This window comes from Rheinheimera sp. A13L, assembly GCF_000217935.1.
In the GTDB taxonomy this organism is placed as follows: Bacteria; Pseudomonadota; Gammaproteobacteria; order Enterobacterales; family Alteromonadaceae; genus Pararheinheimera.
In genome coordinates this window covers 51660-64349 of record NZ_AFHI01000020.1, presented here as the reverse complement: position 1 = coordinate 64349, position 12690 = coordinate 51660, and the positions used below count along the sequence as shown (strand labels likewise).

Here is a 12690-nt window from a genome sequence, read left to right as displayed (position 1 = left end):
AGTTTCTGAAGTTTGGTTTGCTTGTGGAATATTTGTGTCGGGCACAGGACAAAGCCAGCCCTTTGGGCGTTAGCCACTCCGCAAAAAAGGTGAGTTGTATGTATTACAAAAGATTGAACTTGGTTCTTTTTAATATGCCGATTATTTATTCTGTCGCATTATCTACTAAAGGTGATTTTGTATCTCTTTTTATTCTGCTTTCTCTAAGTGTTATTGTGGTTAATAGCTATAATCCGTTTCAGTTTTTAATAAAAGCAGACCGGCTTTTTATATTCAAGTATTTTTTTCCAGCATTTGGTGGTTGTGTTGTATTTTTCATGCTGGATTATCTTGATTTGGATCCTGATTGGTCCCTTTTGTATTTTTTCTCTTTTGTTATTTTTTACCTGAAATTCCTGATGCGTAATTCAAATATGATGTTAAGTTTAGCAACGAAGTAACAGGAAAAAACAAGAGCGTCGAGTATTAAATGTTTCGGGAGATGTAACTATGAAGTCTTGCTCAGAAGTACCAAGATATATGACCTTGACGGCAGAAAAATGCTTGGTGCCCGACTTAACCTGGCTGCTAACAACTATGAATAGATTTAAAAAAATGCTCGCTAAATTACTTTATACGTTCTTGCCCTTCATCTTTCTTACGTCACCTTATGTGTGGTGTGAGGAAGTCAAAGATCAACAAGTTGATGAGCTACTCTCTTTATCAAGCGTTGCCATTGCTCAAAAAAGGTTTGATGATGCCTGGGATATTTTAATTAGAATTGAAAATTCAAAATCAAATATTACTTACAGCCAGAATGTAAATCTGCTAAAGGGCAAGATTGAGTTGGCATATATTCTGAAGATAGAAGAAAATCTTGTAGAAAATGTTCTGGAGCTTTATCAGTTGACTGATGGAAATGAGCACTATGAGAAATTTAAGAATAGGCTGGTCCACAGAGTTTGTTATTCTGAAGACTGGAGTATGTATAGAGATATTCACATAAATTTTTGTGAATCAATCAGAACAAACTCTGGCTACGCGAATCCGCAGCCAGAGCTTTAACATCAATCCAAAATTATATGTGGCAAAAACCTTGAGCTGTCTTTGGTGATCAGCGAATTATCTTCACGAATACCAATACCTGCTGCGCTGTTGCCTACCACCCAGCTGCCGATCATGGTGTAGCTGTCGCCGAATTTGGGTAACTGCTGCAGTTTTTGGCGGATAAAAGGTGAGTCGGCGTATGGGCCTGGTTCACTGATTTTTTCGCCGCTTTGAGTCACTAATTCAACATTAGCGCCTTCGCGGGAAAACAGCGGTTTACGTACCCAGCCTGCGCCAAAACTTTGGCCTGGTTGTTCAAAATGACTTTCCAGCAAGTTGGGGTGGCCCTGATGTTTTTGCCACAGCAAAGGCAATATGCCTTTGTTGGATAACAACATTTTCCAGCCGGGCTCCAACCATTGGGTTTGGCTGCTTAAGATAACGGACGCAAAATCTTCCTGCACCATAAATTCCCATGGGTACAGCTTAAACAAACCGCCTATAGCGTAACCGTCCAGATCCACCAACTGACCACTGGCTTCGCCCAGTTGTTCCAGTTCGATAAAACGGCTGTCGAGACCTGCTTGTTTGGCTATGTCCATCAGGTACATGACCGTGCCTTTGTCTTCGATGCTGTTGGCCACAGAGGCAAAATACAAAGGATTCGCCAAAGGCAACTCAGCAAAAGCGGCTTCAAGCTGGTCTTGCAAGGAGTTAAACTGATCAGCACCTTGTGGCACTTTGCCGCGCATGATCTGATCTTCCAGCCAGACCCACTGGAAAAAACCAGTTTCAAATAAAGAAGTCGGGGTGTCGTAGTTCAGTTCCAGCAATTTAGCCGGGCCAGTACCGTCGTAGACTAAATCCAGCCGCCCGTACAATGATGGTGCTTTAGTACGCCAGGAATCAGCCACAAAATCCCAGAATTTTTCTGGTATAGCGAGCTGCTGAAGTTTTTCTTCATCGCGGATAATGTCATCCACTAAAGCTAAAGCCATCTGATGCAGCTCTTCGGTGGGCTCTTCTAAATCTTGTTCTATCTGGCGCAGGTTAAACTGGTAATAGGCAGTTTCATCCCAATAAGCTTCGCCGTCAAACGTATGAAATTCAAAGCCAACAGATTCAGCATAAGAGCGCCAGCCAGGGCGCTCATCACAAGCTACTTTTTTCATTGCCTCTTAACCACCAAAACTTTTGGTTGAGCTGGAGCGTTTAGCGGCCTGAGCACCAAAACCACCACGATTCACTGTACCAGCAGCTTTAGGCTGAACTGAGGACGGTTTGATATAGGTTGGGCCTACACCTCTGGCTACAGGTGTATTGGTTGCAGTGCGGAAAGTGCTGCGGTCATCCCGTGATTTATACAAAGGCTGAGCCTGCACTGGTTGTTTCAGTTGGCCACCTGAGCGGTTCAGCATTTGGCCTGCTAAAAAGCCCATCATCATTGGCATAAAAAAGCCACCACTGGATGCCTGAGCCTGAGCTGGTGGCTCAGTGCCGGCAGCAGCTGCTGCCTGGGCCGGAGTTTCACACTGGCCTACGCCAAAGTCGGTTTCGCAGGCGGCTTTGTCGGTATATTTGGGGGCAACCTGAGTGTGCATGGTTAAAGCCTGGCCTAAATCGGCACGGCATTGCTCAGGATTAAAATAGGCAGCACATTGATCAACGGTTTCAAAAGCTGCAGTTTGCACTGCTTCTTCCTGGCCACAACCTGCCATTAAAAAAGTTGCAGTAGGCACCATTAACACTAAAGCTGCCTTTTTACTGCGTTTCAGCACTTTTTGTTTCATCAGTGACTCCTTAATGAGTTATGCAGGTTAATACGTCATGCTGGCGGAGTTAATCAAACCTATAGCAATGGAACAACCGGCAGAAAACACGCCAGCTGCTACTTCACCTTTGTTGATACGTTCCGGTAGCTGTTTCAGGGCAAAACGTACTACACCAAAAGTTAATACTTGCACTACCAGGGCAATAGCACCCCAGATAGCACAGTCGGCTAACGACAGTGAGTGGGTAATAGCGCTGGATAATGGCAAGGCAAAACCAATTAAGGCGCCGCCAAAAGCCACAGCTGCTGCACTGTTGTTTTCTTTGATTAAGGCTAATTCGTCGTGTGGCGTGATCCAGGTGTAAAAACGGCAAAACAAAGCCACTAACAAAATGGCCAGAAAAAAGAAGCTGATAAAGTCCGGGAAACCTGCCACAGAGGCCAATAAAGTGTCACTCATTATAAAATCCTTTCTTTAAGTTAAGGGGCTTAGCCGATGATCCAGAAAAGCCGGACAAAAGGCAACAACTGAATCCAGAGGCTTTTTGAGCTAATTCCTTGATACAGTCAGTTTTCAGCTATGCTCAATAGGTAAGTTAACTTACTAAGTTGCTGATCTGTTAAGGAGTTAATCCCTATGTTAAATCAAATGTCGGTAAAAATCCGCTTGTTGTTGTTGGTCTGCGTACCATTACTGGTGTTAGTTGCCATTAGTTTGATTTCGGTCAGGGAAATGGGCCATTTAAGTGACGGAGCCACCAGTATTTATAACGACAGGGTGGTACCACTGAAACAAATTAAACAAGTGGCTGATGCTTATGCGGTGGCATCGGTCGACTTGCTGCATAAATACCGAGGTGAAGTCATAACGGCCTCTGAAGCTGTGCAGCAGTTGCAGCAGCAGGCACAACTGGCCGATCAGGTGTGGCTGGCCTATCTGGCAACCAGCTTAACCAAAGAGGAGTCAAGTCTGGCCGATAAAGCCAAACAACAAATGGTGATATTTCAACAAAAACTGCAGGACTACCAGCAGCAAATCACCGATGGTTCCTTGTTTAAGCGCAGTGGCAAAGACTTCAATACAGAGCTGTATTCATTGGCAGATCCATTAAGTACTTCTTTGGCTGCTTTAATTGATATTCAGTTGCTGGAAGCTGAGAAATTTAAGGTGCAGGCGGCTGAGCAGTATCAGTTTTTTATGCAGTTATTTGTGGTTGCTTTGCTGCTGGTGTTTATTTGTTTAGGCGGCTTATCCTGGCTGATTTACCGCTCTATTCACAATCCTTTGCATCAGTTGCAGCAAGCTATTTCTGTCGTTGGAGATAAATCTGATTTACGCATTAGGGCAGAAGTGACAGGCACTGATGAAATTGCTATTACAGCAGCCGCTTTTAATCAAACCATCAGCCGCGTCCATCAATTTTTTACCGAACTGGCCGATGCGGTGTCGCAATTGGCGGCGGCTTCAGAGCAGATGAGCCAAATTAGTCAGCAAGTCAGCGGCACAGCTTTTGAACAGGAACAGCAAGCCAATTTAATTGCCACTGCTGTGAATCAAATGTCGGCCGCTATTCAGGAGGTGGCGGGGAGCGCTCTTGCCACTTCAGAGCAGGCCAATGATGTGGATCAGAAAACCCAGCAGGGGTATCAAAAAGTCATTCAGAACGTGGGTTCTATTGAGCAGTTATCTGGTGTTATCAGTGGCGCCAGTGTGGTCATTGAGCAATTAAATGGTGAATCGGAAAAAATCACTCAGGTGTTGGCAGTGATCCAGACTATTGCAGGCCAGACCAACTTACTGGCTTTAAATGCCGCCATTGAAGCAGCCCGTGCCGGTGAAGCAGGCCGTGGTTTTGCTGTTGTGGCTGACGAAGTACGAACTTTAGCCACTAATACGCAAAAAGCCACAGAGTCTATCCGTGCCATGATTGATAACTTGCAGGCTTCGGCCCGTGAGGCTGTGCATGCTATGGCGCAATCAGGCCAATACGCCAGCGCCAGTGTGGCTAATGCCAAAGAGGCAGGTGCAGTGCTGGAGGATATTAAGTCGTCAGTCGGCACTATAGTGGATATGAATGTGCAGATTTCAGCGGCCACTGAAGAACAAACCATAGTGGCAGAGGAGATCAACAAAAATATTACTGAGTTCAGTGTCAGTATCGGCGAGATCACCCGCAGTGCAACCCACAGCGCTGATGCCAGCAGTGCGCTGGCGCAATTGGCCAGCAGGTTACAGCAACAGGCTGCCTCTTACAGGGTGTAAAACGGACTGGAAACTGGCCCGCTAAACAGGGCGCTTTGCATCAACATATGCAAAAAAACAGAGCTTGTACTGCCACAGGCTCTGTTTCCTTATCACCTAAAGTGGCTCAACACAATTGCAGCTCTAACCCTACCTTTTTGCATCAAATCAGGCATAAATTCTGCTGGCTCGCCGTGAAACTGCATGAACTGTTTTATTTAGCCAGGGCTGCTTTGCCCTTTTTTGGGGCAAAAAATGCCGGATGCACCGCTTTGTGACGACAGTGCAGGTCTGAATACGTATTCATCTTGTGGGCTGCGTCAGCCTGGTTAATAACTGTGCACGGAACATTTTATAAAAACCAGGACGTCCTTTGATTTTGTTGTACAGGGAAGGTCCATAACAATCCAAATTGGGGACAAGAGGCATGCCAAACTATAAGCATAGTTTGCTGACGCTCGCTATTGCTGCAGCAGGTTTTAGTTGCAGTATCAGCGCGGAAGAAGCAAATCAGCAACTCGCACAACAGGAAGAACAGGTGAGTGCTGGTTCTAATACCAGCAAAACCAGAGAAGAAGTTGAAGTTATTGAAGTTAAAGGTTTTTCCAGCAGTTTAATTAAATCACTGAACGATAAACGTTTTGCCGATACAGTAGTCGAATCCATTTCAGCCGACGACTTAGGCTCATTGCCTGATGTTTCTATGGCGGATGCCTTAACCCGCTTACCTGGTATTTCTGCGGTGCGTACCGGCGGTCAGGCTTCTGAAATTAATATCCGCGGTATGGCAGGCGGTTTTGTCTTTTCTACTTTAAATGGCCGTGAGCAGGTGTCTACCAGTGGTCAGCGTAATATTGAATTTGACCAGTATCCTTCTGAGCTGATCTCCTCTGCATCTGTGTATAAATCACCAAAAGTTTCGCTGATTGAAGGCGGTGTGGCTGGCACTGTTGAGTTAAAAACCGCCAGCCCGTTAAAAGCTAAAGAGATGCATAATTTCACAGTCAACGCCCGCGGTATGATGAACGACAGAGCGGATGAAATCCCTGGTGGTCAGGAAACAGGGGATAGGTTTAGTTTTTCTTATCAGGGCAAATTTTTAGAAGATACTTTGGGTGTGGCTTTAGGTTTTGCCCGTTTGTATCAGCCCAGCGTGTCAACTCAGTTTGTTGGTCTGGCGTACAACAAGCAGGCTGATGTGGATGGTATTGATGAAGCATCCCCTAATGAGCTGATCAGTGAAGGTTTTGAGATGCAGCACAGGGGCGGAGAAGAAACCCGCAACGGCTATATGACGGCCATCGAATGGATCCCTTCTGACAAGTTAACTGTAAAAGCTGATGCCTTTTTATCTAAGTTTGATACTGAAGCTTTTGCCCGTGGTTTTCGCGTTAAACTGGAGGGAGACAGCGCCGCTATAGGCAATCCGGTGATCAATGACAATATTGTGATTGGGGGTACTTTTAACCGTAAAACCAATGGCTATACCAGAGTTGAGCTGGTGAATGACGACAACACAGATAACGATGAAGTGAAAAGTTTTGGTTTTAATGTCGACTTCGATGCGACAGATGCGCTGACGTTAAACTTCGATCTGTCACACTCTTCCGCCGACAGCGTATTTAAAAACGGTTTGTTGTGGGCTTTGGTGGCTGAAGACGCCACTGTGCCTAATCCGGTACTGGATGGCAATGTCTCCATCAGCTATTTACTGAACGGTTTAAACCTGCCTGACGTAGGTTTTAATCAGGAAGGCGCTTTTACTGATATCGACAGAGTAATGGTCAGTAAATATGGGATTTACCCTTACATCAACTCAGATGAAGTGAATGCCTACAAACTGGATGCTAAATACGAACTGGATAACTCTGTGCTCAGTTCGTTTGAAGCTGGTGTGCGTTACTCCGAGCGTGAATATACCAATGACCGTCAGGTGTTTGAATATGGCTCCGATGGTTCATTTTTAACTTCACAACCGCCGCTGCGTTTAACGGACGATATGGTTGAAGTTGTGGATTTCAGTGGTAATTTTTCACATTTCCCAAGTTACCTTGCTATTGATTTAAACAAAGCGCTGAATGCCTGGTTTCCACAGGGCATACCTCAACCGGTGCAAACCTGGGGCACAGGAAATACAGGGGTTCTGGAATCTCAACGTGTTTCAGGTGGTCCTGACTCAGCATGGTCTGTTTTGCAAAGTGGCGAAGTCTATGAAGATGTGATGGCGGCTTATGTGATGGCCAATCTGGATACCGAAGTATTCTCTATTCCTGTCACAGGTAATATTGGTGTACGTATGGTTGAAACCAAACAATACGCCACTGATTTAACAGATGTGGGTGGGGACCCTACTTTAGGCGCACAGAATATTACCGATGAAGCAGGTTTGGTAAATACCCGCTACAAGCCAGGTATTATTGGTCAGACCTACAGGGATTATCTGCCACAGATGAACCTGAACTTTGCCCTGACCGACAGTGATCAGCTTCGGTTTGCAGCAGCTAAAGTGATGTCGCGGCCACCTATTGACCGTTTAGCCTCCAATACCAGTTACACCATTAATCCTCTGACGGGTCAGGTGGATGGTTCCAGCGCAAATAGCCCGTTCTTAAAGCCATTTTATGCCACTCAGTATGATATTTCTTATGAGAAGTATTTCACTGAAACAGACGGCGCTTTTGTGGCTGCAGTGTTCTACAAAGATATTGAGTCTTTTATCAATACTTTCACTATTACCGATTTTGATTTTGCCGCTGCAGGCTTCCCTATTCCTGACTATGTGCCAGGCACAGAACCAGGTAATCCTGACGGTTTACCTCCGGTTTCCACCACTCCTGGGGATTATTCCACAGCCGTTAACAACGACAAAGGCGGTTATATCCGCGGTGCTGAAATTGCCTACACCCAGGTGTTTAAGTTTCTGCCGTCCTTCTGGCAAGGCTTAGGTTTTAGCGGCAGTTATTCCTACACAGAAAGTGAAATCCAGCAGCAAGTCAGTTTAGGGGCTCAGACCATAGATATCACCTTGCCGGGCTTATCGAAAAACGTGATGACGGCCACCTTGTTTTGGGAATACGAAGGTTTTGAAACCCGGATCAGTGGTCGTTACCGTGACAACTTTGTGTCAGAGCAGGTGGCTGTAGAAGCTCAGACCGTGAACTTCGATGGCGAGATGGTGATTGACTATCAGGCCTCTTACCAGATTAACGACAACTTTGGTGTGCTGTTTCAGGTGAACAACCTGACGGATGAACCGACCAAAAGTTATTTTGGCAATGAAGCCAATACCGGCACTATCCAGTTTTTTGGCCGCCAGTATTTTGTTGGTGCGAACTATACGTTCTGACCTTGAGTGACAGCTTCAGCACTCAGCCTCAGAGCGGGTGCTCGTAACAAGAATTGATTGGAGTTCGATAACTATGTTTCAGATCACAAATAGCTTAAAGCTGGTCCTTTTGGGGCTGGCTGCGCTGACACTGGCTGCTTGCGGCGGTGGTGGCGAAGATTCTGTGGAAGGCGGTACTAAACTGCTGACCTGTAATGTGCCACAAATTCCGAACGCGGCAGGCACAGCCTGTATTGATCCACCGCCGATAAAATGTAAAGCACCTACAGTGCCGGATGCAAAAAATGAAAGCTGTATAGTTGGGGTTGACCCCAATGCACCTGAACCTGCATTTTTCCCAGCAACTGGTCAGGCTGCACTTTTTTATAAAAGAGCAGACGGCAATTATGAAGGTTACCGCTTACACACCTGGAATAACGATGCCTGTGACGCCTACAAAGACAGTTCTCTGGCAGCGTCCTGGGACAATGGTCTGGTGCATACAGCGGTAGATCCAAACTACGGCGCTTATTGGGTGCTGGAGTTAAAAGACGGTGTGGCTGGTGTGGAAGGTGCTTGTGGTAACTTCCTGATCCATATAGGCACTGATGACGCAGGCAAAGAGATGGGCGGCGGCGATCAGAAGTTGTTGTTAGGGCCTAAGTCCGATGAAAAGTTTGCCCGGATGAATTTTACTTTTTCTGGTGTGAACTCAGTGTTTGAATTCCCTTTACTTGCCTTGGGGGTTTCTATTGCCAACTCAGCTGCGCACTGGTTGGATACCAATACCTTTGTCTGGAATGTGGACCGTGCTATTGCCACTAAAGTGCAATTACACCATTCCGCCAGTGCAGAGTTAGCCATTGATGACGATGATCAGCTAAACGGTGAAACCCTGATGCTGGAAGAAACTGAACTGACAGATGCGCAAAAAGCCAAGGTTCCGCATTTGGCCGACTGGCCAGCGTACCGCAGCACTATGACAGCGGAACAGGCGAAAGCCATTGTAAAAAATCAGCTGGTGTTGTCAGCCCATGATGCAGAAAACAAGCTGGCAGCAGCCAGTTATGTGCAAGCGGCCAAAGTACTGGACGATTTGTACACCAGCGGTGATGCAGACGCCGACGAAGCAACTTTAGGTGTCAGCTATGAAGGGGATGCCGTGACTGTAGCTGTATGGGCGCCCACTGCCCGCACAGTGGCATTAAAACTCTACAACGCTGCAAAAACACTGACCTCGACTCAGGCGATGACCTTAGATGCTGAGACCGGGATTTGGAGTTACAGTGGCACCAAAGCCAATCTGGACCGTACTTTCTACCGCTTTGAAGTGACTGTGTATCATCCTGCCACTAAAAAAGTAGAAACAGTGGAAAGTACCGACCCTTACTCCGTCAGTTTGTCCACCAATGGTCGTTTCAGTCAGTTTGTGAATTTGGCCGACGAAGATTTAAAACCTGAAGGTTGGGCAACCCGAACTATTCCAACTGTTGAAAATCCTGAAGATACAGTGATTTATGAAGGTCACATTCGTGATTTCAGTATTCGTGATACCACGGTTAGCGAAGCAAACAGAGGTAAATATCTGGCATTCACTGAAATGGACAGTGCGCCTGTGTTGCACCTGAAAAAGTTGGCTGAAAGTGGTGTAACGCATTTTCATATGCTGCCTGCCACTGATATGGCCACAGTGAATGAAGACGTAAGCAAAAGAGTTGAAATCACCGATACGGTGGGCGACTTATGTGCTGTGAATGCCAGCGCTAAAGTCTGTGGTCAGGAAAACGCAGCCACAGTGATACTGGACCTGCTGAAATCCTATCAGCCTTCCGGTGAACTGGCTCAGCAGTTAGTGGCCGATATGCGCGCGACTGACGGTTTTAACTGGGGTTATGATCCACACCACTTTAATGTACCTGAAGGCAGCTATGCATCCAGTGCTGAAGGCGTGGCCCGCATTAAAGAAATGCGTGCTATGAACCAGGCTCTGCAGGACGTAGGTCTTCGTGTGGTATTGGATGTGGTGTACAACCATACCAACTCTTCTGCTCTGTTTGATAACTCAGTGTTCGACAAAATGGTGCCGGGTTATTACCACAGATACAATCCGGTCACTGGCATTATTGAGCGTTCGACTTGCTGTGAAAACACTGCACTTGAACACAAAATGATGGATAAATTCGTCAAAGACTCGCTGGTGCTGTTAGCCCGTGAATACGGCTTTGATGGCTTCCGTTTTGACATTATGGGACACCATCCGAAAGCTGATATTTTAGCGGCCCGGGAGCTGGTGCGTGCTGTTGATCCTGATACTTACTTCTACGGCGAAGGCTGGAACTTTGGTGAAGTGGCGGATGATCGCTTGTTTGAACAAGCGCGTCAGGCCAATATGGCGGGTACAGAAGTAGGTTCTTTTAACGACCGTATCCGGGATTCGGTGCGCAGTGCGGCATTATTCACAGACAAAGGTGAAGACGGCGAGCGTCAGCAGCAAAACTACATTGAAATTGGTTTAGCCGGCACCTTAAAAGACTTTGTGCTGGAAGATTACCGCGGCAATACGGGTGTGGCATCAGGTGTCACCTGGAACGGTCAGCCAGCTGGTTATGCTGAAGATCCTGCTGATATTATCAACTATGTATCTAAACACGACAACGAAGCGATCTGGGATAAATTACAGCTGGAATTGCATAATGCAGGCGTTGATTTAAGACTGGAAAACCGGGTCAGAGTGAATAACATTGCTTTGGCTATTCCGGTGTTAAGTCAGGGCATTCCGTTTCTGCAAATGGGTGATGACTTGTTGCGTTCCAAGTCGTTAGACCGTAACAGCTATGATTCAGGCGACTGGTTTAACTTTGTTGATTTCAGCAAAGAAACAAATAACTGGAATGTAGGTTTGCCCATGGCTCAGGACAACAGTGCCAATTGGGAAACTATTGCCGAAGTGTCGACCAAATCCAATACCAGTGCTGGTGCCGATGAGATCCATTTTTCATCTGATGTATTTAATGAATTCCTGCAAATTCGTAAAAGCAGCAATTTATTCCGTCTGACTACGGCTCAGGACGTGATGGACCGCTTAGGTTTCCATAACATTGGTAAAAATCTGACGCCGGGTTTAATTGTGATGAGCATAGATGATGGTACTGGCCTGACCGACGTGGACCCTGAACATGACGCTCTGGTGGTGGTGATCAACGGCACCTCAGAACAACACTCTCATACTGTGCCTACGGCCAAAGGTTTTGTGTTACATCCGGTGCAGGCCGCTTCGGCGGACCTGATGTTGCTGGACGCCAGCTTCAGTGAAGCAGCAACAGAAGGTACTTTCACTGTTCCGGCCTATACAGCAGCGGTTTTTGTGAAACCTCAGAATGGTGCTCAGGGCGAAGGTTTAAAAGCCGATGCGACTATGGGGGCTCCTGACTTTGCTCCTTATGGTTTAACCACAGTCTATGTGCGTGGCGCTATGAATGGCTGGGGTGAAACTGACGCTATGAGCTACGTAGGAGATGGGGTGTACAGCACTACTATCACTATTGCAGCGGGTGACTACGAGTTCAAAGTGGCATCAGCAGACTGGTCCACAGTTGACTTCGGTTCTGCTGATCAGCAAGTCACTTTAGGTGCAGCCAAAACCTTAAGCCGTGGTGGTTCTAACCTGAAAATTACTATCCCTAAAAGCTCCAGTTACACTTTTACAGTCAACGCAGCTTCTGCTGAAGCTCCGGTTATTACTGTGACTGAATATGTGCCTTATGGCGAGACCACTGTGTTTTTGCGCGGCAGTTTGAATGGCTGGAGTGAAAATAACCCTCTGCAATACGAAGGTGATGGCGTGTATAGCGTCACAGTGAATCTGGCTGTAGCTGAACATGAGTTCAAAATTGCTTCGGCCGATTGGTCTACCGTTGATTTTGGCTCTGCCGATCAAAATGTCACGCTCAACACAGACAAGGCGCTGACAAGAGGTGCTTCAAATCTGAAACTGCAAATTACCGAACAGGCGGATTATAAGGTCAGCTTCACAGCGACAGAGCCGGAAGCCCCTGTGTTAAGGGTAAGCAAAGTCGAATAAAAGGACTCAAAACCTGGTGTAAAAAGGCCGTTTAGATCACGGCCTTTTTTTATAGAGTTTTTGTCATAACTTAAGGATCACAGCACTGTGGTCATACTGCCATTTTTGAGCTGAACTGTAAGGGTCTGATGCCGCAGCTATGCATTTTATCACTGCCTGTCCGCTTGCAACTTCGCTGAACTCAGCTAAGTTTGCATTAAGTTAGAGCGTAAGCTCTGCTCCGGTGAGCCAAATAAATCAGCTGA

At 46.4% G+C, this 12690-nt stretch carries 8 protein-coding genes; 5 read left to right on the top strand and 3 right to left on the bottom strand.

Annotation, left to right across the window (positions count from 1 at the left end):
- Together RHEIN_RS21050 and RHEIN_RS11930 are read left to right on the top strand one after the other, a co-directional pair.
- On the top strand, positions 1-440 hold a 440-nt coding region (locus RHEIN_RS21050; protein WP_008899227.1), incomplete at its 5' end, for a hypothetical protein.
- Between the two features lie 49 nt (positions 441-489).
- Positions 490-1044, top strand: a complete 555-nt coding sequence (locus tag RHEIN_RS11930) for a hypothetical protein (RefSeq protein WP_008899226.1) — start codon at positions 490-492, stop codon at positions 1042-1044.
- 2 nt (positions 1045-1046) lie between these two features.
- On the opposite strand, the gene RHEIN_RS11925 is transcribed toward RHEIN_RS11930, so the two are convergent.
- From RHEIN_RS11925 to RHEIN_RS11915, 3 genes are read right to left on the bottom strand one after another with little or no spacing between them, the layout of a single operon-like run.
- Positions 1047-2198, bottom strand: coding sequence for a glutathionylspermidine synthase family protein (locus tag RHEIN_RS11925; protein WP_008899225.1), 1152 nt, complete (start codon positions 2196-2198; stop codon positions 1047-1049).
- Between the two features lie 6 nt (positions 2199-2204).
- A complete protein-coding gene (locus RHEIN_RS11920) occupies positions 2205-2816 on the bottom strand; it encodes a DUF1190 domain-containing protein (RefSeq protein WP_008899224.1) in 612 nt (203 codons plus the stop codon).
- 27 nt (positions 2817-2843) lie between these two features.
- Positions 2844-3257 carry a DUF350 domain-containing protein gene (locus RHEIN_RS11915; RefSeq protein ID WP_008899223.1) on the bottom strand — a complete coding sequence of 138 codons (414 nt, stop codon included), beginning with the start codon at positions 3255-3257 and terminating at the stop codon, positions 2844-2846.
- A 177-nt stretch (positions 3258-3434) separates the two neighbouring features.
- Here RHEIN_RS11915 and RHEIN_RS11910 point away from each other — a divergent pair, with 177 nt between their 5' ends.
- The 3 genes from RHEIN_RS11910 (at position 3435) to pulA (ending at position 12445) form a co-directional block, all read left to right on the top strand.
- On the top strand, positions 3435-5060 hold the full coding sequence (locus tag RHEIN_RS11910; RefSeq protein ID WP_008899222.1) for a methyl-accepting chemotaxis protein: 1626 nt from the start codon (positions 3435-3437) through the stop codon (positions 5058-5060).
- A gap of 406 nt (positions 5061-5466) precedes the next feature.
- Positions 5467-8385 carry a TonB-dependent receptor gene (locus RHEIN_RS11900; protein ID WP_008899221.1) on the top strand — a complete coding sequence of 973 codons (2919 nt, stop codon included), beginning with the start codon at positions 5467-5469 and terminating at the stop codon, positions 8383-8385.
- Between the two features lie 73 nt (positions 8386-8458).
- Positions 8459-12445 carry a pullulanase-type alpha-1,6-glucosidase gene (gene pulA / locus RHEIN_RS11895; protein ID WP_008899220.1) on the top strand — a complete coding sequence of 1329 codons (3987 nt, stop codon included), beginning with the start codon at positions 8459-8461 and terminating at the stop codon, positions 12443-12445.
- Positions 12446-12690: the final 245 nt, after the last annotated feature.